The 22809-nt window shown below is 42.7% G+C and carries 17 protein-coding genes; 3 read left to right on the forward strand and 14 right to left on the reverse strand.

The window, feature by feature from the left end:
• Window positions 1-8: 8 nt before the first annotated feature.
• The 14 genes from BSAG_RS20380 to BSAG_RS20315 all read right to left on the reverse strand — a co-directional run bounded on the left by BSAG_RS20380 (window position 9) and on the right by BSAG_RS20315 (window position 18787).
• Window positions 9-1367: a SpoIID/LytB domain-containing protein gene (locus tag BSAG_RS20380; protein WP_008016220.1), complete on the reverse strand. Its 1359-nt coding sequence runs from the start codon at window positions 1365-1367 to the stop codon at window positions 9-11.
• Entirely contained in the window at window positions 1364-3829 is a 2466-nt protein-coding gene (locus BSAG_RS20375) for a DUF4922 domain-containing protein (RefSeq protein WP_004314897.1), read from the reverse strand. The genes BSAG_RS20380 and BSAG_RS20375 overlap by 4 nt, the downstream gene beginning before the upstream one ends.
• The gene (locus BSAG_RS20370) at window positions 3829-5322 is read right to left on the reverse strand and encodes a sodium:solute symporter (RefSeq protein ID WP_008016221.1); all 1494 of its coding nucleotides are present in this window, start codon (window positions 5320-5322) and stop codon (window positions 3829-3831) included. Before BSAG_RS20370 ends, BSAG_RS20375 begins: the two co-directional genes overlap by 1 nt.
• A gap of 92 nt (window positions 5323-5414) precedes the next feature.
• Window positions 5415-6698, reverse strand: a complete 1284-nt coding sequence (locus tag BSAG_RS20365; protein ID WP_004314894.1) for a lamin tail domain-containing protein — start codon at window positions 6696-6698, stop codon at window positions 5415-5417.
• 260 nt (window positions 6699-6958) lie between these two features.
• Window positions 6959-7993, reverse strand: a complete 1035-nt coding sequence (locus BSAG_RS20360; protein WP_004314893.1) for a DUF4857 domain-containing protein — start codon at window positions 7991-7993, stop codon at window positions 6959-6961.
• A gap of 41 nt (window positions 7994-8034) precedes the next feature.
• Window positions 8035-8703 (reverse strand): hypothetical protein, encoded by a 669-nt coding sequence (locus BSAG_RS20355; protein WP_004314892.1) that lies wholly within the window; start codon window positions 8701-8703, stop codon window positions 8035-8037.
• A 70-nt stretch (window positions 8704-8773) separates the two neighbouring features.
• Complete coding sequence (locus BSAG_RS20350; RefSeq protein WP_004314891.1) at window positions 8774-9661, reverse strand: ABC transporter ATP-binding protein; 888 nt, start codon at window positions 9659-9661, stop codon at window positions 8774-8776.
• 23 nt (window positions 9662-9684) lie between these two features.
• The gene (locus BSAG_RS20345) at window positions 9685-10251 is read right to left on the reverse strand and encodes a PepSY-associated TM helix domain-containing protein (RefSeq protein WP_008770373.1); all 567 of its coding nucleotides are present in this window, start codon (window positions 10249-10251) and stop codon (window positions 9685-9687) included.
• Window positions 10238-10825 (reverse strand): hypothetical protein, encoded by a 588-nt coding sequence (locus tag BSAG_RS20340; RefSeq protein ID WP_004314889.1) that lies wholly within the window; start codon window positions 10823-10825, stop codon window positions 10238-10240. Before BSAG_RS20340 ends, BSAG_RS20345 begins: the two co-directional genes overlap by 14 nt.
• 183 nt (window positions 10826-11008) lie before the next feature.
• The gene (locus BSAG_RS20335) at window positions 11009-11929 is read right to left on the reverse strand and encodes an FISUMP domain-containing protein (protein WP_008770372.1); all 921 of its coding nucleotides are present in this window, start codon (window positions 11927-11929) and stop codon (window positions 11009-11011) included.
• Between the two features lie 39 nt (window positions 11930-11968).
• The gene (locus BSAG_RS20330; RefSeq protein ID WP_004314887.1) at window positions 11969-13477 is read right to left on the reverse strand and encodes a DUF6850 family outer membrane beta-barrel protein; all 1509 of its coding nucleotides are present in this window, start codon (window positions 13475-13477) and stop codon (window positions 11969-11971) included.
• The gene (locus tag BSAG_RS20325; protein ID WP_004314886.1) at window positions 13470-14702 is read right to left on the reverse strand and encodes a DUF4876 domain-containing protein; all 1233 of its coding nucleotides are present in this window, start codon (window positions 14700-14702) and stop codon (window positions 13470-13472) included. The genes BSAG_RS20330 and BSAG_RS20325 overlap by 8 nt, the downstream gene beginning before the upstream one ends.
• A 4-nt stretch (window positions 14703-14706) precedes the next feature.
• Window positions 14707-17544 (reverse strand): TonB-dependent receptor, encoded by a 2838-nt coding sequence (locus BSAG_RS20320; protein ID WP_004314885.1) that lies wholly within the window; start codon window positions 17542-17544, stop codon window positions 14707-14709.
• 235 nt (window positions 17545-17779) lie between these two features.
• On the reverse strand, window positions 17780-18787 hold the full coding sequence (locus tag BSAG_RS20315; RefSeq protein WP_004314884.1) for an aspartate-semialdehyde dehydrogenase: 1008 nt from the start codon (window positions 18785-18787) through the stop codon (window positions 17780-17782).
• 463 nt (window positions 18788-19250) lie between these two features.
• Here BSAG_RS20315 and BSAG_RS20310 point away from each other — a divergent pair, with 463 nt between their 5' ends.
• The 3 genes from BSAG_RS20310 to BSAG_RS20300 are packed head-to-tail and all read left to right on the forward strand — an operon-like array spanning window position 19251 to window position 22767.
• Complete coding sequence (locus BSAG_RS20310) at window positions 19251-21386, forward strand: cation:proton antiporter (protein ID WP_004314883.1); 2136 nt, start codon at window positions 19251-19253, stop codon at window positions 21384-21386.
• Window positions 21368-22102: a ThiF family adenylyltransferase gene (locus BSAG_RS20305; RefSeq protein WP_008016227.1), complete on the forward strand. Its 735-nt coding sequence runs from the start codon at window positions 21368-21370 to the stop codon at window positions 22100-22102. The genes BSAG_RS20310 and BSAG_RS20305 overlap by 19 nt, the downstream gene beginning before the upstream one ends.
• An 8-nt stretch (window positions 22103-22110) precedes the next feature.
• A complete protein-coding gene (locus BSAG_RS20300) occupies window positions 22111-22767 on the forward strand; it encodes an ABC transporter ATP-binding protein (protein WP_004314881.1) in 657 nt (218 codons plus the stop codon).
• Window positions 22768-22809: the final 42 nt, after the last annotated feature.

The raw sequence follows: 22809 nt of genomic DNA on the forward strand, positions 1-22809 counted from the left end.
ATTCTTTTTTATTGATATTGTTTCTCGAGCGTACTGCCGGGGTAATAGTGAGACAGTATTTCTTCATATTTGTAACCTTGCTCTCCCATTACGGCAGCACCAATCTGGCAAAGTCCTACTCCATGCCCCCATCCGGCTCCGGTAAGGATGAATCGTGAAGGGATTTTATCCTCTTTATGTCCTTTTTCCTCATATTCCTTGTCTACTACAAAAGCGGAACTATACAGATGAGAAGTAGATAAGGTACGGCGTATTTCCAGTTCTTTCCCGATAATAAGCGTTCGCAAGGTTCCTACAATTTTCAATCGGACAAGACGTCCGGATGTTCCCCGTTCTACAGGAATTAAATCAATGATTTGTCCGAAATCAATCCCTGAACGTTGATGAATCAGTTCTGAAAGCTCCTGCTGCGAATAACTGATTTTCCAACGATAGAAGTCTGCTGTTTCCTGATCGTAGTTGTTTAGTACTTGGCTTAGAATTTTCTTATCCTGCGTATTACAAAAAGCAACAGGTGAGGTACGTATCCATTTATCAGCTTCCGCCTCTATGTTCAAATCGGGAAGTTGTTTTTCAGTCTTGCTATCCCGTTGTCTGATTAGATAAGGATGCTTTACGTTTTCCCAACAATTTTGGAACTCTTCAAAAGCTCCGCCACAACATTTAGAGAAACGGGCATCACAAATCGCGCCTTTATACATCAGCACTTCCCCCTGCGTGGCGGAGACTGCTTCGATGGCTTGTGGTGTTGAGGCTCGTGTAATTCCCTGATAACGCTGGCAATGATCATCGGCACATACATCGAAATTTCTATGTGCTTCATGGTCATACCACTTAATAAATGAAGAATTAGGAATGAAGAATGAAGAATTGGCTGCGCTGTCTTTTTGCAAAGTTCTTTTAAATTCTTCATTCTTCATTCTTAATTCTTTATTTTTTTCGAGTAGCCAGCTTCGGGAGATGACGGCGTGAGCCTTTAGTAGTTCTAAAGAAGCTGTTGCGCTCATTTCGGATGAAATTACACTGGTAAGATATTCTTCAATGGAAATCACATTGATGGCGGTTAGTTGTTCTCCTTCGACGATGATCTTTAATTCCCCTTTGAATTTCTGGACTTCTTTGCGTTCCCAATGGAAGTTGATTCCGATGGTCACATCTTTCAGTTCAAAGAAAGCATGTGCATTTTGTGGAGGAATGAAGGATAATTCGTCGTACTCTTTCCCTTGCCAATGAATCTTCCCATCCTGATAAATAACTTTCTGTGTCCCGGAAATTTCCGTTCCGACAGAAGAACTAAATTTCACCGGGAAAGAGAATTCAATCTCTTTCCCGGAAAGGATACCGACTGTTATTTGAGGTTGAGTCATAATACAGCTTTAATACGTTCTAGTATTTTTTGCAGTTTTTCTTTGGATATAGATATTTCCCGATAGATATCATATACTTTTTCAGGAGTCAGTTTCTCCATATCCTCTTCACGTACTATAGGGAATATGCCGTTCATTTCAGCAATAGCAGGACTGATGAGAATTTGTTCGTCTCCTTTTGCGTAATAGCAATCAGGACGATGTTTGCTGCGTAAGAAGATAATACAATTGTAAGGGTGTTCGGCCACTGATTCAAATTCTTCTTCGTAGCGCTCTCTAAAATCCTCTTTGGTGCGTTCCAAACCATACCAGGCAAGAATATTCATCATTGGTTCTTTTCCGTTGTTATTGGCAGCTAAAATGTCGTAAATCAGATGAAAGGTTTTCGACATTGTTTTCTTATTTTTCGCCTGAATCCTGATGAAACTGTACGGGAAACCTTCATAACTAATTTGCACCTTGTCGTTATCTATTAAATCTATGTGATCGTAATATGATCCCTGCATACTTTCCTCTTTACTACAAGCTTGAAAATGGGCATGATCGGGAGCGGAAGCTCCACATTCCGGTCCATTATACATAAGGAAGTATTCTCTCATTATGTCGGTGAATTCTATCATATCTTTAAAACGCCCGACGATGGATTGCGACTTGTGTTCCTTATCTACAATTGTAAAGTGGTGTTTAAATATGGGATAGGGATTAACCAGTATCTGATAATTCCTATAACTGATGAACTCTTGTTCCTGCGGTCGGTTTGTTTGGCAGAGGAAGCAAGGCCGTGAGTGAATGGAGGCAGTATCTGTCTGTGCGGTAGCTGAAAGAATACGTTTCGGATTAAAGAATAGTTTCGCACTTAAACAATTGTTACCAAACCACTTGGATATTTCTTTTGTTCGTGACCGATACTGTTCCAATGCTTGGTAATTCTCTTTGGCTAGTTCCCAAGAAAGAGTTTGCTTTTGGAATAACTGTTCGATTTTTTGCTGAATTTTCTCTAATGTCGTTTCTTGTTGCAGGATGCGCTGTTCCAATTCCCACGTACGAAGTCGGTCTTTATATAGATTATTCTGGTTGATTTTCTCAACAGGCAGTGCAGCATCCGAGTTGCCTTCCCAACGGCGGCAAAGGTAAATCACGTCGTATATTCTGCCTATCTGATAATCGTGTGAAATTTTCAATCCAAGGGCATAATCTTCTCCATAGCTTGTGTTCGGGACTTTGATTTCCCGAAGAATGGGCGTGTAGAATGCACGGGGAGCTCCCAGACCGTTGATACGTAATGCATTATTTCGTCCGTTGTCGGGTGTCCATTCCTTATGATCGATGATGCCGGGGGCAATTTCCTGCATATCAAAGTTAGTCATCATATAAGTGCCGATTACCATTGCACATTTCTGTTTATAGAAAGTATCAATGATGATTTGCAGGCTATGTTCGTCTTTATACACGTCATCGCTATCAAGTTGGACGGCAAACTTTCCGCATTTCTCGTGATGGATACCTATGTTCCAACATCCGCCTATACCGAGGTCATCTCTTTCGGGAATGACGTGAATCAGGCGCTTGTCCGAACTAAGTTCACGGAGAACTTCACTGGTTCCGTCTGTCGAATGATTGTCGATGACAATGACATTGAACGGAAAGGTCGTTTGCTGGTTCAGTGCCGAGCGTACGGCATCTTTGACTGTGCGAATACGGTTGCGTACGGGTATAATGACAGAAGCTTCATATTCAAAAGTGTGGGAAGAGAAGTCTACGGGACGGAAGATTGGATAAAGATATCCGCCAATTTCCTGCAAATGGTTGGTGCATGCCTGTTCCATTTCGATCTGTACCTGACGGTTTTTAGGGTCTACATAATCGAACTGCTTCTCACCGCTTTTCCGCTTGTCACTTTCTACTTCGGTATATAGATATTCGTTGATGTGTACCAGTTTGCTCTTTTGGGATATTTTGAGTCTTAAATCATACAAGCCTGCATATTGATATTCCTCTTCCGTATTTTCTATAACTTCCTTGAATGCGTTGGCATTGAACAGTAAAACCGAGCCGAAATTGAAGTCGTCACGCAGGCTACCGGGTTGGTAATCAATGACCGGAGCTGTTTTTTGCACACTGTCTATCTGTTGGTAATGGTCTGCATATACCATGCCAGCTTGGGTCATTTCCATTACTTGAACCATTCTTTCAAGAGCGAACATGCCTATTTTTAGTGCAGTGTGTTTGGTATAGAGCAAGGTATATGTTTTATCAGAATGTTCTGCAATAGCTCGCATCGCTTGTGTAGACTGCATTTTCTCTACAGAGATGAGTTCGCATCCGGGAATACAGACATTGGTAATTGGCGATGCTAATAAATAAATTTTGTCTACCAGCGTCGATGCACGTAACTCCTTAACTGTTTGCATAGTTTCTTCCAACCGGCTGAAAGGAAGAAAACAGTTGATTGTTGTTTTCATTATTTTACTTCTTGTTTTGTAGTATGAGTTGTGTAAGATGTTTCTTTGTCTTGTTTTTTGATGAACAAACAAAGTCCAAGGAATGTGAACAGGGCATTGATTATCAACAACTCGTAACTAATTTGGTAACCGTTGAGCCATGCTTCCGAATTTCTTTGCAGGATATAGCAAAGAATAGGAGAAGCGATAGCTACCAACGGAATATATTTATCATAAACTTGTTTCTTGGTGAAGATGCCGAAAGCGAACAGTCCTAAGATAGGGCCATACGTATAACTGGCCAATGTGTAAATCGCATCAATCACACTCGTGTTGTTCAGTAGATTGAATACGAAAATGACTGCTCCCATCACAACTGCCATACCGATATGTACATGTTTGCGTATTTGGCTAAGTGCCGCCTCTCCTTTTTTCTGTGCATGTAAAATATCTACAGTAAAGGAAGTGGTCAGTGCCGTCAAGGCAGAACCGGCTGCAGAATAGGCGGAGGCTATCAGTCCGATAATGAATAATATTCCGACTATGCCGGGAAAATAATTTCCGGTAGCAATCATCGGAAACAACTCGTCGCTTTTTTCCGGATTCCCAATGCCTTGCTGTGCTGTAAACGTATATAACAGTACTCCCAGCATCAGAAAAAGCAGAATGACAAAGAATTGTGAGATACCGCTTGTAATCATATTCTTCTGTGAATCCCGGAAATTCTTGCAGCTAAGATTGCGTTGCATCATATCCTGGTCGAGCCCGTTCATGGCAATAACGGTGAATACTCCTGCCAGGAATTGCTTGAAGAAATATCGTTTGTCATTAACATCGTCAAAAAAGAATGTCTTGGAAAAGTCACTGTCTGAAATCGTACTAACCAAACCACTGAAATTCAGATGCAAGCTGGAAGCAATATAATAGATGCAAAGTACAACCGACACTACCAGGCAGAATGTTTTTAGAACATCCGTCCATATCAACGACTTTACTCCTCCCCGGAATGTATAGAGCCATACTATAAATACGGTAAGTATGACATTCAACAGGAAAGGAAGATGGAAAGGTTCGAAGATCAGCAATTGTAGCGTCAGGCATACCAGGAATAATCGAACGGCAGCTCCTAGCATCTTTGAAATAAAAAAGAACCAGGCTCCCGTCTTGTAGGAAGAGCTTCCGAACCTGTTCTCCAGATATTCATATATGGAAACCAGGTTCATACGATAAAAGAGAGGAACGAGTACAAACGCAATGATAATTTGTCCTACTATGAATCCCAGCACCATTTGCAGGTAAGAAAAGCTACTTGCCTGTACCATACCCGGAACGGAGACAAAAGTAACTCCGGAAATGGTGGAACCAATCATGGCAAAGGCAACGATATACCAGGCTGATTTACGGTTTCCTACGAAGAACCCTTCATTGTCAGCTTTGCGTCCTGCTATATAAGAGATAGTGAACAGGATTATAAAGTATGCCACAATAGTAATAGATATAACGGCTGGACTCATATCTGCTATTTAAATTCGTTTGAGGATGAATGATCCGAATTAGTTTTTCTTTGTCTACAAAAGTAGGGAATTTATCATAGATATGTATACTCTTACCTATTTTTTATTCCCGGTGTGCCTCCGGTCGCGTGCTTGGACGAACGCCAGTTTTTGTTGAGCGAGGACAACTCCGGAGATTTCTTTTCAAGCGAAATGCCGGTTGTCTTTTTGTTGTCAGAATCGTGCATCTCATCTCTAAAACGGCAAGTATCAAAAGTTTGTCCTTTCTCCGGCTTCTCGCTACAGGAGAGTGCCAGATAGCCTCCGTCGTTATTAAGAGTCGGGAATTTGGATATTTCTATCAGGTTCTCTCCATTTACTTTATGTTTCCGAATGACCTTGCTGGTGTATTTGCTGAAGCAAAGATAACCTTTGGATAGAATGGTGAGGGGAGTGGAGGAACTCTCGTTACAAAGAATGGTAGTACTGTATACTGTGCCACTTTCATACATTTTGTATAGATAGAGAGTTGGCAGGGTAATAGTCTTTTCACCCGGATTATAGATTTCTACATATTCTGCACCGTCAGTAGCATTATCATACATTATTTCGTTGAAAAGAAGCATACCTCTCACATCTTCCGGTAATTCGGGAGTGTCGGGATTGTCCGGTAGGTCCGTATCGGGGTTATCGGGTGTTTCGTCGGGTGATGTGTTCGTTTCTACGTCATTGGACAACTGTATGTGATGGAACGTGAATCCTTTACAACGGGTTTTGGTGTAAATGCAGTATATACCGCAGTAGCGGGAAGTCTGTATATCAGTATCTTTTATCTGTTTTTCTTTTACGTATTCATTCTCGGATTCAAGCCGTGTCCAAAAAGTCCAGTAACCGTTATTGTCACATTCTACTTTTATATATAGTTTCGGTGAAGAGTTTCCTTTCATCAGTTCTCTTCCCGAAGCCAGTAGTTTAGACTGCTCTCCGTTCTGACGATAAAGAGTTACATTATCTTTTGCTCCTCCTATCTGAATATAATAGCCGTTTAAATTATCGGAAAGAATGTTTGAGGAAGAAGTCAGATAAAATCGTGCATAATTGTTGGCGGAGGGATTAAAGGTGAGGTGAACTCCAAATTCCCAACGGGTGTTTTTTACAGAGGTAGAAGGAATGGTGACATAAGCTGTTCCGGCGTCTTTCTGCGGATCATTCAGATGGATTCCTTCTTTAGAATTGATGGTGAATTTGTCCATCTCTCCTTCCCAGGGAAGTTCGGGTGTGAAAGTGTCTTCTCCTCCTTCTAACTCTCCCTTTTCTTCGTCATCAGCGGGGAGCGAACAATTATAGAACAATATGATGAAGATACTTAGGAAAGCAAATGCTTGGTAAACTTTCATACGGTTTTTAGTTTGAGTTATTTCGTTTTACCGTATTTGTTTGAGTATAATGCAGAAGCAATTGCGGTTTAAATAGTTGAATGAGTCGGCAAAGGTAAACCTTTCTGCTGGAAAAAAACATACTTGTTGAAGAAATAATTGTAAATCCTTTTGTTTTCTCTAAATGTCTGGAAAGGAAATAGTGAGGGGTTATCAAAAGTCACATTTAATTTATTGGCTTTTGATAACCCCTTACCGATGTTACATTCAATATTGAAACATTATTCGAAGCGTGGCATTACATATTTATCTGTGTAAGATGTGAACGTAATACCTGGCATGGAATGAACGTTCGATTCGTTCTCCAGCTTCTTTATCAGCGAATAGTCGTTGGCGTCCAATGCGTAATAGTTATCTGAAGCCGGGGTTGTCACACGGACTGTCCAGTCGAACATATTACCGATGATGGTGAGCGCATCCGTTTCCGGATCAAATGCCGGGATTCCTGTTTTAACGATTTCATACGTCCGGTTCTGCAACACATAGAAAGCCTTGTTGACATCGGTCATAAAAGCAAGCGTCTTTTTATTTCTGAACTCGGTCAGATACAGGTGTTCCAATGTCAGTCCTTCAGGCAAGGTGATGGCACGGACATACGGGCGTCCTTTCACTTGTTTCAGATGAAACAGACGACGGTCGGCGCCCAACAGAAGATAACCTTCGTCATACTCCTTTTTCACCGTCGGATTTCCTACGATTTCCGTTGCCGGGAAACGAAAATCCTTCTTAGTCATAGCTTCGGTAAACTGAAGGCTTTTGTCTTCCTTCACGCTGTTGGTAGCCATGTCGATAAATTCGATCCCTTTGGAGGTGATACGGAATACGTCATCCGGCATTTTCAGGTCTACACGTCCTGACATAGATTCCATCAGCGGGTAAAGTCCGATAGAAGGTGCGTTTATATCCGAAGGCACACTGCGGAAGTTGAAGTTTTCTGTCTGCACCATTTTAGGAGTTACTGCGATTCCTTGAATGGTATCCGGAAAACGTTCATCAGACATCAACTGACGGAAATAAAACATAGGCAGGATGCTGTCGAAAGCAGCTTCCGAATAAATGTTTCCTGCAAGGTCGCGGCGCACGGTTCCTTTCCCTTCTTCTTGTCCCATTTGGGCGAAATCGCCAATTACGAAACTATACAGGGTAAAGGGAGTCTTTTCCGGTTTTACGACAAAGAAATTGTAACACCAGGGCAACTGCCAAAGAAGCAGAAAAGCGATGGTTACATATAATAGTATGGTACTGAAACGTCTCATTTCTCAATCTTTTAATTTTAAATCTTTAATTTTTTTATTGGTTAATCCTGTTTTCCGGCCTTGAACCGTACGATAGAGAGCCACGAGAAAGAGGCTGTCAACAAAGTATAGACCACTAAATAAGGGAGAAACTTGTTGTATGCTTCCGGCGTAGGCAACAGGAAGAAGATTCGGAGTAACAATACTGCGATAATGAGATTCAGGATACGGCGTTTCCATGCCGGTTCGAGGCAAATCCATGCGACGAGCAGATAGCCGGAGATGCCGGCGAGATACCACGTTAAAGCGGTAAGCAGTATGTGGTTTTTGAGCTCATGGGCAAGTATTCCGTTCAGATATACCTCCATCAACAGGAAATTGGAAGCGAAGCAGACAAGAAGCGGTATGAGTCCGGAGAGTAACATATTGCCCGTCATTTTCAGTTCCGGATAAGGCAGATGGAGGGTCAGTTTCAAACATTTGCGTTGCATCTCGGGGACAAATTGCACGATTGCCATCAGGATTCCGGCAATCAGAGGAATATATTGCAACATATCAATGAAGATGACATCCCGTTGCAGCATGACTTCCCATACATGGGCAGCCCCTTTCATTTCTACCACCCGGTTGATACGGAGCATACAGTAGCCTGTAAAACCAAGTGTGGCGAGCACGGCAAGCAGAAAATACCACCGTGTCTTTATCCATTCTTTATAAAATATAGCGTACATTCTTGAGGATTTATGATTTATGAATGATGATTTATGGGTTACGAGTTGCCAACTCTTATTCTTAATTTAATCAGTATTTCCCGGTGAGGCCGATAAAGGCATCTTCTAAATTGACTTGCTCACAGTGCAAGTCTGTGTAGGGCACTGACATTGATTTCAGTTTGGCTTCTGTTTCTGCCGGTTGCAGGAAGGAGAAAGTCTCCAACTGGTTTCGCATGATGGAAGGATGGTAGAAATCATCCGATGCAGGAAGCTCGTAACCTTCGGGAATGGTGAAGGTGTAGCGGCGTCCTTTTTCCAGTAATTCGGCGATTGGTTTCTGAATCAGTATCTTTCCGTAGTCCATAATAATGCAGTCGTCAACGAGACGTTCCATATCCTGAATGATATGCGAGGTCAGAAAGACGGTTTTACCTTCCGAACGGGCATAGTCGCGGAGATAGTCCACAAACAGGCGGCGGTAGCCGGGATCGAGTCCGAGCGAGAAGTCGTCCAGTACCAGAAGTTCCGGGTTTTGTGCGAGGATTAGTCCGAGAGCTACTTGAGAGCGCTGTCCGCAGGACATACGTGAGATGCGCTGTCCGGTAGCTACTTTCAATTTATTCATCAGTTCGTAGTACGCTTCTTTTTTCCACTGGCCGGGGTAGAAGGCTGCGTAGAATTTTTCTATTTCGGTGATGGTCATGAATTGGTATTGCACATGACCTTCGATGAGCAGTCCGATATGGCGGCGCAGAGCCGGTGCCATGGTCTGTATCTCCTGTCCGAAGATGCGACATTCTCCCGAACGGGGTTTCAGGTAACCGCTCAAGATATTGATAGTGGTGGTTTTGCCCGTACCGTTCTTTCCCAATAGTCCCAGGATACGTCCTTTGGGCACTGTGAAACTAAGGTTTTCGTAAATCAACCGTTTACCGTAGTAGTGCGTCAGGTTGTTACATTCGATAATTTGTTCCATTTGATTTTATCTGTTATTTCGATTCAAAAGAAGAAAAGGAAAAGAATGGGAATTAAGATTCCAACAATGAGTTCTATTCCTCCTCTGCCGATAATGCCCTTGTTCCCTTTCAGCATGATGATGCCGGAGAGAGTAATGATAATAAGGGCGATAGCGAAAATATCCGCGAAGTAAGTCCACCATTGTCCCGGATTGTAATGTAAACGGGACATCGCTCCGATAAGCGGGCGACGGGTGACGGATTCATATACCGCTTCTCCTGTCTTCACGTTTATCAGGAGGTTGGAGCCACCTTTCAGGAAGACTTTCATTACGTCCGTTTTCGGGAAGTAAAATTTGGTATAGTTGCCGGTTTCTCCCAACGGTTCCAGTAGAGTAAGTACTTTCTCTTTACTCATTCCTGCTTTGTCCGGTAGCTTTTCCGCTATTTTATATTCTTTCCGTGTGATGGAGAAGTTCGGATTAATCGTGTCACGGTGATTCATTACAATTCCGGAAATGGCATATATCAATACCATTCCGGAAAAGAAAAATGACAGGTCACGGTGTATGAGCCGACTCCATTTACGGACAGTACTACTCCACTTCATACGAGTTGGCTTCCATAAAATAGAAAGATAAATACTCTTTTCCTGTTTCTGCCTTGCGGTCGGCTATTTTTGCGCGGAAGTCTGCGATGCGGGCTTCGGGACTGTTGGCTGTTTCGCCGCGTGCTTTCTTTTCAGAATCGCATCCGGCTTCACCGGTTCCGTGTTTTTCGGCAGCTTGTGCTTTGAGTTGTGCTTCCCAGTTTTGGAGGTAGGCTTCGTCGATGCGTTGTTCTTTCAATGTTCCGGTAACACGGACGATAGAGTTCACACATTTAGGATCGAAGGCTCCCAATGTCCCGGCTTCTACACGGATCACTTGGGTATCGTCACTGCCCATCAGGAAGATTTTCTTAGCACCATGTTTGCAGGCGTGTGTGCAGACGCCTTCAATGGTCACTTCTTGTCCTGCAAGGTTTTCGGCGTTGGCAAGGAGAGAATCAATTTCCAAAGCGGAAGATGCAGCCTGTTCTGTAGTTGCTTCTGATGCGCTTTTCTGTTGTTTGTTACCACATGAAGTTCCGATCAAAGTCATTACCACGATGGCAAGTGCGATTGTTAGCTTTTTTGTTTTCATTGTTATTGCTTCGTTTTTATATAGTTTGTAATCTGTTTTTCGTTTGTTTATAGCTTATAATAGTCATCTTTATGAGTGATGAGTTTTAACCCTACTTGAAAAACTATTTGTTTCACGCCGGGAAATCATTCGTTTCATACCGAGAAACAAAGTGTTTCAGGGCATGAAACAGATATTAGTCCTTTAATTAGCGGCTTGGTCCTTTACACAGCGAAGTTGCTGACCTGATTTAATGCTGATGTAAGGAACGTTGATGCGTCCTTCGGGATATCTTTTGGTAAATGTTGTCATTTGGGCGAAGAACTGGATATTGGTTAGTTTTGTTGGATCTGTCTTGTCTAGATAAAGTGGCGCGTAACAGGTAGACGACATAATATATGTCAAAGCCGGTTGTCCTTTATATTTTTCTAAAGTTTCTGATGTTGTATTACCTGAATAGAACGTTGTTAACTGGTATGTAGGTGTAGCGGCAAAATTATTTTGCATTCTCACACCTGATAAAACATAATTCCAGCCCGCAGCGTTGTATTTATTCATATTTCCTCCACTATATGTCTCATCATAGAAAAGAGCGTCATTTTTGGTCATGTTGCCGGTTTCTCCTACTGCTTTATTTGAAAGTCCGCAGAGTCCGACGAATTCCAGGCGTGTCGGGATGTGCCAGCCTTCCGGACAGATGCCTTGAGCACCTTCAAATTCATAACAATTTTCTTCTGTTACTTCTTTGCCGCCAAGTGCTGCATACAAGTCATAAAGATAGCCTGACTTTTTGATGGATGCTTCGTCTGTCAGGGCTTCCGCTCCACCGGCAGTGACCTTATCTGTAACTCCGGTAAGTTGATACGGATACCAAATGTGTGCATCCGCTGTCGGGTCACTTGAAGGTGTATATCCTTCCGGCACATAACGTAACGGTTCTGCCATCCAAGTCGTTCCGTTAGCAAGTTTCACTGTTTTATAAGTCTCTCCATAATAGACGAAATATCCGTCATGTTCCTCGAAATTAGTATCACCTGGTGTTTCGTCTTCTTTCGGTAATTTGTCATCATCACTACAAGATGCAAAGAGTGCTGCTGCGAGCATAAACATTAAGTACTTTTTCATGTTCTGATAAATTTAGTTTATATAATTATATTGATTCATTTAAAATGTATATCCTAGTTTGATGGTTTCACTCCACCGATTCGCTCCTACTATGTATTTAAGGTTGAAGCCATGTGTATATTCGGTTTGGATTTCCGCATACATTCTTCGATAAAACTTGTAGCGGAGTCCAACTTCAAGCGTTAGTCGGGGGGCTGTTTCGTATTCGTTCTGTAGATTATAATAGTCTGTCAATCGGTACGGAGGTTCACCCGTCTCTGATTCAGTTTTAACTGTTTTACTCTTCTCCGTATAATCTCCAACAGAGAAAACACCGGAAGTTTTCAGATCAAACAGTTTGGTGTGGAATGTGCTGGCAAGGTAGATACGCCCACATGTCATAGTCTGTGAAACGGAGTAGGGGAACATTTGTGTAGTCAGACTTTTGAATGATGACACATTCGCACTAAAACGTAGTTCTCTCCGGGAATTTATAAATTCATATTCGGGTTGGACAGAAAAGACATTTCTTTCAAAAATGCGGTTAGAACCATAAACATGAGTAGTCGTTATTCCGTTGGAGGTTTCCTGACCTAATACATTTTCATTATTAAACTGGCGTGACCAAGTCAAATTCAACCGTAAGAAGTGTGCTGCATTTCCTTTTGAGAAACGATAGCTCAAGTGTGAAGTGACCCGATTGGTCGGGAATTTGAACCAGATACTTTCCTTTTCTCCAGCAGAACCTGACGAATGGCTGTATTCCACCTCTCCATAAAAAGCCTTCCATTGGAATTGGACGGCTGCTCCGTGAGATAGTTCTTTAATAGGAAATCCATTAATACCCGATTCATTCAGATGAATTCCGCTGCCTTCCCATGTCTCATACGCACCGTACATTAGTCCTTTGTCCAAGAAGGCATAGTACGATGTAGCAGCAGTGCCGATTTCTTCTGCTTTGACCGATTCACTGTTCTTGCCAAAAATGTAAGAGAATCCTATGGCATAGTCATCCGAATGATACATTATACTTGGAGCTACTTTTAAGTCCAGTCTATAATTGGTATGCCGCAGATCTTTGCGTTTCGAGTAGTTGGAGGAGGTAAAGTCTATTTTTCCGCCTATACGCCAGCAGGGAGCGATGTCTTTGGCTATGCCTCCCATGAAAGCATAAGTTTGTAAATCTTTCCGGCCGGGAGTAAATTCCAGTATATCTACAGGGTAGAATCCCGGATGAATGAACATAGAACCACTCATGTTTCTACCGGAAGTGTGATCAAACGAAAATGAACCTGTCAGAGAATAGTTTTTTAGATGTGTGATAGACTTTGCTATCGCACCTGCGTTCCATAATTTATCAGCTTCGTAATAATTGTGGAAATCGCCATGATTATTCCTGTCATATAATTCAGCATAGGAGACGGTGATACTGTCCACCATTATTCCGGTAACGTTTGCTCCGGCATTCCAAGGATTACGCCGTTCCACAATATCGTAAGATTGTGCCGAGACTGTGGATGCCATGTACAAGAAAAGGCAGGTTATATATATTCGTTTCATATTACTCATGCAGGGATTGTTTTTCTCTTTCGTAAAAGTCCAAGGAAGAGTTATTGGTATCTTCCAGTATTTCATAGCCTGCTTCACGAGAGGCTTCTTCATCGGTATGACGGTACAGGGTTCGTCCGTCATATAGCGCACTTTGAGTAACATAACCCGCATCGACAGAAGGCGGCATACGTTTTTTATTATTGGAAGAACCGCCATAGTATATTTCTACTGCATCCAATACCCAGTCAATCGGTACTTTAACAATCCTGTCTACTATACTTCCGGGTTTTTGAATAACATTGTCTGCCTGAGATACAAAATCTTGTATGGTAGTGTCTTTGGCCTTAAACAAGACAGTGGCAGGAGAAAATACAGAGAAAGTATAAGCATTTGCCTGTCCTGTTTTTATTACAACATTCAGATAATGGTCTGGCGTTATCTGGTCGCCAGGTGCCGGGTGATACAATGTATTCCAGAAATATACGGGATTATAACAAACGAAATATCCGGGTTTGTTCAGATTGACCGATTGGGTATATTGCGCTGCGTGGTCGATAGCTCCGCAGATAACAATTACGGCATCTTCGCCAGGAGCCAGAGGGAATGTCTGTCCCGTGCCTCCGAACTGCCAGACACACTGTACCACAGGTAAAAAGTCCGGAAATATGGTAGCTCCAGTCGATTCATCTTGTGTTACCCATACGTTGGTTGCCTGCGAGTTATAAGGATCGAGTGAGCCGAAACATAAACCATCGAGATATTGTGTTTCGGAGGTGTTGTTGTGTAGAATCATATATTTGTCTGACTGATAGTTGCCTTCAAACGGTAGCTTGGCGCATCCCCCGCAATAAATCTCCTTGATAACAATGTCACCGGATCTGGAGTGCACCAGTGGAAGATTAAGGGCGAGGTCTCCATTCACAAGTTTCACCTTGTCTGCCAGTCCGTTGAAGATATCCTGCTCTGCTTTATCACTTATCTGAATGCGGTATATGCCTTTGGTCAGGCTGAAACGGACTGTTCCGTTTTTATCTGTTTTTGACGTATACGAATTTCCCCGGTCTATATCTTCGATTTCTACGGTAACTCCTTTCCGGAGATAATCCGAGTATTCGTTCGGATATACTGCATTTACTTGAAGCGTATACAGTTGGTTATCGTAAGGGTTGTCCTTGTCAATGTCTGTACAACTTCCTGTTGTGAGGAATGTCATCAGTAATAATATGTATGCTAGTTGCTTCATTGTTCTAGAATTTTATGCGGCAAGTTAATCCATAGTAAAAATCCGGAGTAAAAATGGCGCTTACTCCTGTTGCGTAAGAGGTTACATACTTCCGTGAATTCGTGAAGTTGATCGCATTGAGAGCGAGCGAGACATGATCACCTATTTCTTTGGTTATATTGATATTGGCGGAGAAATAGGGATCGTATCCGTCCGCAGCGAACGTATAGGCATTGCCCGATTTGCGTATCAGGTTTGCGAATGCAGAATTTTGGGCTTCTTTTTCGGTAAAAGGGCGTATCTCATTATTGAGATCAAGGTATGCTACCGGATAAATCGCTGTATACGAATTGCCGTTGTAAATACTACCTCCTGTTTCTGCATTACTATTATCACTTACGTTGAAAGCATACTCTTTACCGTTATATTCGGACAGGTTCTGTGACCGTTTTAATAGAGAGGCCTCCAGCCGGAATGATATAATCAATCTGGCTTTGGGGATACGGGTTATTGCCGTTATATTGGCGTCCAGAGAATGAGTACGTTTGCCGTTAGCTGTTGTCGATGAATTATCTCCGTTGGCATAGATACCTACATATTGGTAGGAACGATTTGGGATACCGGTATGTGACCACCCTGTTTGATAGTAGTAAGACAACGAATTATCTATATATTTCATATAATCATAGCTGGCATCCAGTCTCAATTGTGTACGAATAGGAGTTATTTCGGGAAAATCGACAATCATTTCCACTCCCCGACGATTGATATCCGGTCCATTGTCCGGTGAAACGGAATTGACAAAAGTACGGTTCGTTACTTTTACGTCCATAGGTACCCACTCTTCTGATTCATTTCCGCGTATATACACCATTCCAGTTTGGTTGTTTACGTTAATTTGCGGATTGGCAGGCATGCTGAATCCGTCCGGTAATTGCAGAACATCATAAGAAAACGGAGTATAGGCATTGGTGTATTTATAAGGATTTTTAGTACGGTTGAAGTAACCGACCAATGATATCTTGTTCTTTGCGATTTCGATATCGACTCCCAATTCTGCGTTTTGATTCCGTTGCCAACGCAAGTCTTTATTATGTAAGAATACGTATGGTTGGCTGTAATAGACGTAGGATGATTCGTTATTGTTATAAGAAACACCAAAAGTTTGTATGTCACGATACTCCTGTCTGGGATAGAGAATGTAATAAGACGGCAGTTTTTCGGCAACTCCCCATCCACCCCGGATTGATATATTCCGTTTCAACTGCCATTTGGCGTTGAAACGTGGTGAAAACGTATTCAGGTTTTTATATTCTGTTCCACTGATGAAAATCTTTTCCCAGCGTATACCTGCCATAAGTTTTAGTGTAGTGCTTCCGAGAGGTACTGTCAGATTTTCTTCAGCATAAAGTGAAACATTATGCATATACGGATAAGTAGTGTACGGACGTGGGCGATATCCGTTAGGGGCTAATGACGGGCTTAGGTAGTATTCTCCTTCTCCTATATTCCCAGTTGACTTCCACTGAATTCCTGCTATCAGATTGCTGTTCACCTTTTTTAAACGTCGGTTCCATTCGTATTTTAGGGAAGCGGCATAATCCAGCTCTTTTGAATCTATAATTTGGTCGGCGAAATACGAATAAGGCAGTTTATCGGCAAGGAAATAACCTTCCTGTTCAGCATGCACAGCAGGTTGTTCAGACGCATACGTGTAGGGAGTATGTGCGTGTGATTTGTTATCATTGTAATGGAGGGATGCATCCAATTTCAGATTGGTAATCCATGACTTGTTGAGCAACCAGCTTAATGATGTATTTGCCCGGAACACGTTATCCCTTACTTTTGTATATTCTCCGGTATAGGCATCGGGATCATCCTTGGTGTTCATACCTCCGATGTTTCCAGTGAAACCGATATTAAATCTGAAAATGTTCCGGAATGTATTATTATAGTTTGCAGCGAACCCCCTTCGTGTGTAGGAAGTGTAGGGTGATGATAATTTCCGGGTGGCTTTTGTCCACTCGCCACTGATATTAATGGTACCTTTGTCATTTCCCAGAGGCAGTCCTTTTGAAAATGAAAACTGTTCTGTGCGGGGATTAATGGCCAATAAGACTTCCCAAGGTGTCTTTCCTTTTTTTGTCCGGATATTGACCATGCCACTGTTCAAATCTCCATACTCTGCTGAAGGTACACCTGTTATGACTTCTACTGATGCTATATTTGTAACGGCAATACTGCGTGTATCAATTCCGCTCATATTACCGAAAGATGCATTATTTCCTATGCGTATACCGTCTACAGCTACTGCCGTTCCGAAAGTAGCGTTACCAACGGTTGAACCTCCGTCTCTTAGTGAAAATACATTATTGGTAGTCAGATCCGGGACTTTCGTCTTTCCTCCCGGAAGAAGGGCAGATATGTCGCTGACGTTAGATATTTGAAGATGTTCCAAAGCATTGCTGCCAATGATGAGAGTCGTATTCAATTCACTTTTGGGAGCTTGTGCTGTTATAACTACATCATCTAGCGCAAGGGTATTTTCTTTGAGTTGTATCGTTATATCTTTGATGCTGCTACGGATATTAACCGGAATTGTTGTTGTGACGTAGCCGAGAAAGGAAACTTCCAGATTACATTTCCCTTCCCGAACTCCTTGTATTGTGAAATCCCCGTTCTGATTGGATACAGCCCACAAATAGGTACCTTTGATAATAATGGATGCTCCTGGTAATGGATTGTTTGTCTTTTCTTCAGTAATGCGACCGGAGATTGTATAGGTACCCGGATTGGCTGTGGCTTTAAAAACAATAAAAAAGAGAAGCCCAAAGAACGCTATGTTTAGTCGAAAATATCCCATATACAATTTTTGTGCAAAGTTCTCTAAATATATAATGTAGAGCAATCACAATAAATAACTATTTTTAGACATTCGATACCTAAAAATAGCGATAGGAGTTCTCGCCTGTTAGCCGAAAAATGGTTTATGATATAATAAATAGGTATATAAAGGAAGTGACCGGCTTGCTATACGACAATCGTCGTAATACAAGTCGGTCACTTATTTTGTTTTATTTATATGCTTCTCTTGAAGACTAGATATTTTTTACTTTAATCAAATATTCGGCAATCTGAACAGCATTCAGGGCAGCCCCTTTCTTAATCTGGTCACCTACAATCCAGAAAGTCAATCCGTTTTCGTTTGTCAGGTCTTTGCGGATACGGCCTACGTATACCGGATCTTTACCTGCCAGGAATAGCGGCATCGGGTATTCCTTTTCTGCCGGATTGTCCTGCAGCACCAGACCTTCACCGTTAGCGAATGCTTCACGAGCTTCCTCTACGGAAATCGGACGTTCTGTTTCTACCCAGATACTTTCAGAGTGAGCGCGTAATGCAGGAACACGTACACAAGTTGCACTAACCTTTACGTCAGAATGCATGATCTTGCGTGTTTCATTATACATCTTCATTTCTTCTTTCGTATAACCGTTTTCTGTAAATATGTCAATCTGCGGAATCAGGTTGAAAGCCAACTGATAGGCAAACTTCTCTACAGTCACAGGCTCGTTTGCCAATACCTGACGATATTGTTCGTACAATTCGTCCATCGCAGCGGCACCTGCACCGCTTGCTGCCTGATAGGTAGACACGTGCACGGTTTTTATATGAGAAAGCTTTTCGATGGCTTTCAGTGCAACTACCATCTGGATAGTCGTACAATTCGGGTTGGCAATAACGCCACGCGGACGTTCCAATGCATCTTCGGCATTTACTTCAGGCACAACCAAAGGTACATCGGCATCCATACGGAATGCGCTGGAGTTGTCGATCATCACAGCACCATACTTGGTGATTGTTTTTTCGAACTCCTTGGATGTTCCTGCACCGGCAGAAGTGAAAGCAATGTCTACCCCTTTAAAGTCATCGTTGTGTTGTAAGAGTTTCACCTCGATCTGTTTACCGCGGAAAGTATAAGTTGTTCCGGCACTACGTTTAGAACCGAACAAAACTAACTCGTCCATCGGGAAGTTTCTCTCATCGAGCACGCGCAGGAATTCTTGTCCTACGGCTCCGCTTACGCCAACAATAGCTACTTTCATCTTTTTCTTTTGTTAAATTGTGAATATTGAATTTCTTTCCTGTCGAATAGAAAAGATTTGGCTGCAAAATTATAACAATTTAGCATATAAACATCGCTTTTGAGAGAAATATTTCAGTTTTTCGGCGGATTTCTTTAACCTTACGTATAATCAAGTGTGGTTGTTGGACGGGATAAATGCACCAAAAGGGATGCGTTCTCCGTCGCGATGCGAATCGGATTGGTTTCGTAGCCTGATAAGATTATCTTTATTGCCTAATATTACTTCGTTTAACTATAGTGTAACGCAAGGGAGACTATAGTAGAACGAAATAAAAGTACCTAACGAAATATATCTTGATAGGTAAGCAGGGGAAAAGAAGTAGTAAGGTGAGTAATTGACTGCTGAATAATACGTCTGGACATTCATTGTGATTCTGCAAACTTTTTTGTTCCTTTGCATTGAATTCCTAAAGCCACAGCCTATGAACCTGTTTGATTTTAATTTAACCTTACCGATTACCGACCCGACTTGGGTATTCTTTTTGGTATTGATTATCATTCTCTTTGCTCCGATGATCCTCGGACGTCTCCATATACCTCATATTATAGGCATGATTCTGGCGGGTGTATTGATTGGCGAACACGGCTTTCATGTGCTCGACCGTGACAGCAGTTTCGAACTCTTCGGCAAAGTGGGATTATATTATATCATGTTTCTTGCCGGGCTCGAAATGGATATGGAGGACTTTAAGAAAAACCGGACGAAAAGTGTTGTGTTCGGCTGGCTCACCTTTCTGATTCCGATGGCGTTGGGAATATGGAGTAGTATGAGTATGCTGGGTTATGGCTTTCTCACGGCGGTGTTATTGGCAAGTATGTACGCTTCTCATACTTTAATAGCCTATCCTATTATTAGCCGTTATGGATTGTCGCGTTTGCGCAGCGTCAATATAACCATTGGGGGGACGGCTGTCACCGTCACCCTTGCTTTGATTATTCTTGCCGTCATAGGTGGTATGTTTAAAGGCACTGTTGATGGTTGGTTCTGGGTATTTCTTGTGGCAAAAGTGGCTTTTCTCGGATTCCTGATTGTATTCTTCTTTCCCCGTATCGGGCGTTGGTTCTTCCGGAAGTATGATGACAGCGTGATGCAGTTTGTGTTTGTGCTGGCAATGGTTTTCCTTGGAGGAGGATTGATGGAATTCGTGGGAATGGAAGGAATTTTAGGCGCTTTCCTGGCAGGCTTGGTGTTGAATCGTTTGATTCCTCATGTATCTCCTTTGATGAACCGCCTGGAGTTTGTGGGAAATGCCTTGTTTATTCCTTATTTCCTGATTGGCGTCGGGATGATTATTGATGTAAGAAGCCTGTTTACCGGAGGTGAAGCATTGAAGGTGGCTATTGTAATGACGGTGGTGGCGACCTTTAGTAAATGGTTGGCTGCTTGGATCACGCAGAAGATATACCGGATGCAGTCGAATGAGCGGAGCATGATATTTGGCTTGAGTAATGCGCAGGCTGCGGCTACACTGGCAGCAGTATTGATCGGCCATGAAATCATTATGGAGAATGGAGAACGCTTGTTGAATGATGATGTATTGAACGGCACGGTAGTGATGATACTTTTCACTTGCGTCATCAGTTCTTTGGTGACCGAACGTTCGGCCCGCCGTTTCGCTCTGGATGAAAATGTGCAAGCGGAAGAAGAGGCTAAACAGATAAATAAGGAACAGATCCTGATTCCGGTCGCTAATCCGGAGACGATTGAAGATTTGGTTAATCTGGCTTTGGTGATAAAGGATGCCAAGCAGAAGAATGCATTGGTGGCATTGAATGTGATTAATGATAATAACAGTTCGGAGAAGAAAGAGCAGCAGGGCAAACGGAATTTGGAGAAGGCTGCTATGATTGCTGCCGCTGCCGATGTGCCTGTCACGATGGTGAGCCGTTATGATTTGAATATTGCTTCGGGGATTATCCATACGATTAAAGAATATGAAGCTACGGATATTGTGATCGGTCTGCACCGGAAGGCTAATATTGTCGACTCTTTCTTCGGACATCTGGCTGAAAGCCTATTGAAAGGTACGCATCGTGAAGTGATGATTGCCAAATTCCTGATGCCGGTCAACACCCTGCGCCGAATTAATATTGCTGTTCCGCCAAAGGCTGAATATGAATCGGGTTTCTCAAAGTGGGTGGAACATTTCTGCCGTATGGGAAGTATCCTCGGCTGTCGGGTGCATTTCTTTGCCAATGAGCGTACATTGATGCGCCTTCAGCAACTGGTGAAGAAAAGACATGCAGGTACCCCGACAGAATTTTCCATCCTGGAAGAATGGGAAGATCTCCTGTTATTGACGGGACAGGTGAATTATGACCACTTGCTGGTGGTTGTTTCTGCCCGTCGCGGGTCTATCTCTTACGATACCTCTTTTGAACGTCTGCCGGCGCAACTGGGAAAATATTTCTCTAATAATAGTTTGATTATCATCTATCCCGATCAGTTTGGAGAACCGCAGGAAATTGTGTCATTCTCTGATCCGCGCGGACATAATGAATCTCAACATTATGAGAAAGTGGGTAAATGGTTCTATAAATGGTTAAAGAAAAACTGATGGAAAAATACGACTGGCAACAGAGAACAGCACTCCTGTTAGGAGAGGAAAAGATGGAACGCATCCGCAACGCGCACGTATTGGTCGTGGGATTGGGTGGAGTGGGAGCTTACGCCGCCGAGATGATCTGCCGCGCAGGAGTCGGACGGATGACGATTGTAGATGCCGATACAGTGCAGCCTACCAATATGAATCGTCAGTTGCCGGCCATGCATTCCACATTGGGAAAGGCGAAAGCGGAAGTATTGGCTGCCCGTTATAAAGATATAAATCCGGATATCGAATTGACCGTTCTGCCCGTCTACCTGAAAGATGAGAATATACCGGAACTGTTGGATGCCAATCAATATGATTTTATAGTAGATGCTATTGATACGATCAGTCCGAAATGCTTTCTGATTTATGAGGCGATGAAACGTCGTATAAAGATTGTTTCCAGTATGGGGGCAGGAGCGAAGAGTGACATCACCCAGGTTCGTTTTGCCGATCTTTGGGAAACGTATCATTGCGGTTTGAGCAAGGCGGTACGGAAACGCTTGCAGAAGATGGGAATGAAACGGAAACTTCCGGTAGTGTTCAGTACGGAACAAGCCGACCCGAAAGCCGTGTTGCTGACGGATGATGAACAGAATAAGAAATCGACGTGTGGAACAGTCAGTTATATGCCGGCCGTGTTTGGGTGCTATCTGGCTGAATATGTCATTAAACGATTATAAAGGCTATTATGATAAAACTAGAAGGTATAACGAAGAGTTTCGGCTCATTACAAGTGTTGAAAGGCATTGATCTGGAAATCAATAAAGGAGAAATTGTCAGTATCGTAGGTCCGAGCGGTGCCGGTAAAACGACTTTGTTGCAAATCATGGGCACTCTCGATGAACCGGACGCGGGTACGGTGCAGATTGACGGAACAGTAGTAAGCCGGATGAAAGAGAAAGAACTATCTGCGTTCCGTAATAAGAATATCGGTTTTGTTTTCCAGTTTCATCAACTGTTGCCGGAGTTTACGGCATTGGAAAATGTGATGATTCCCGCTCTCATTGCAGGCGTTTCTTCCAAAGAGGCAAATGACCGTGCCACGAAGATTCTGGATTTCATGGGACTGGTTGACCGGGCTTCTCATAAACCGAATGAACTGTCGGGAGGTGAGAAACAACGGGTAGCGGTAGCGCGGGCTTTGATTAACGACCCGGCAGTTATTCTGGCAGACGAACCATCCGGTAGTCTGGATACACATAATAAAGAAGATTTACATCAACTGTTCTTCGATTTGAGGGACCGTCTGGGGCAGACTTTTGTCATTGTGACGCATGACGAGGGACTTGCCAAAATCACGGACCGGACAGTCCATATGGTGGATGGTATGATTAAAAAATATTAATTAGAGAACCTAACTTCTAAAAATGTATACCAAAAAGGTAGA

This window comes from Bacteroides sp. D1, assembly GCF_000157095.2.
Taxonomy (GTDB): domain Bacteria; phylum Bacteroidota; class Bacteroidia; order Bacteroidales; family Bacteroidaceae; genus Bacteroides; species Bacteroides xylanisolvens.

Coding starts and splice junctions, on each gene's coding strand:
- BSAG_RS20380 (WP_008016220.1), bottom strand. CDS start 1,367: ATGACTCAACCTCAAATAACAGTCGGTATCCTTTCCGGGAAAGAGATT.
- BSAG_RS20375 (WP_004314897.1), bottom strand. CDS start 3,829: ATGAAAACAACAATCAACTGTTTTCTTCCTTTCAGCCGGTTGGAAGAA.
- BSAG_RS20370 (WP_008016221.1), bottom strand. CDS start 5,322: ATGAGTCCAGCCGTTATATCTATTACTATTGTGGCATACTTTATAATC.
- BSAG_RS20365 (WP_004314894.1), bottom strand. CDS start 6,698: ATGAAAGTTTACCAAGCATTTGCTTTCCTAAGTATCTTCATCATATTG.
- BSAG_RS20360 (WP_004314893.1), bottom strand. CDS start 7,993: ATGAGACGTTTCAGTACCATACTATTATATGTAACCATCGCTTTTCTG.
- BSAG_RS20355 (WP_004314892.1), bottom strand. CDS start 8,703: ATGTACGCTATATTTTATAAAGAATGGATAAAGACACGGTGGTATTTT.
- BSAG_RS20350 (WP_004314891.1), bottom strand. CDS start 9,661: ATGGAACAAATTATCGAATGTAACAACCTGACGCACTACTACGGTAAA.
- BSAG_RS20345 (WP_008770373.1), bottom strand. CDS start 10,251: ATGAAGTGGAGTAGTACTGTCCGTAAATGGAGTCGGCTCATACACCGT.
- BSAG_RS20340 (WP_004314889.1), bottom strand. CDS start 10,825: ATGAAAACAAAAAAGCTAACAATCGCACTTGCCATCGTGGTAATGACT.
- BSAG_RS20335 (WP_008770372.1), bottom strand. CDS start 11,929: ATGAAAAAGTACTTAATGTTTATGCTCGCAGCAGCACTCTTTGCATCT.
- BSAG_RS20330 (WP_004314887.1), bottom strand. CDS start 13,477: ATGAGTAATATGAAACGAATATATATAACCTGCCTTTTCTTGTACATG.
- BSAG_RS20325 (WP_004314886.1), bottom strand. CDS start 14,702: ATGAAGCAACTAGCATACATATTATTACTGATGACATTCCTCACAACA.
- BSAG_RS20320 (WP_004314885.1), bottom strand. CDS start 17,544: ATGGGATATTTTCGACTAAACATAGCGTTCTTTGGGCTTCTCTTTTTT.
- BSAG_RS20315 (WP_004314884.1), bottom strand. CDS start 18,787: ATGAAAGTAGCTATTGTTGGCGTAAGCGGAGCCGTAGGACAAGAATTC.
- BSAG_RS20310 (WP_004314883.1), top strand. CDS start 19,251: ATGAACCTGTTTGATTTTAATTTAACCTTACCGATTACCGACCCGACT.
- BSAG_RS20305 (WP_008016227.1), top strand. CDS start 21,368: ATGGTTAAAGAAAAACTGATGGAAAAATACGACTGGCAACAGAGAACA.
- BSAG_RS20300 (WP_004314881.1), top strand. CDS start 22,111: ATGATAAAACTAGAAGGTATAACGAAGAGTTTCGGCTCATTACAAGTG.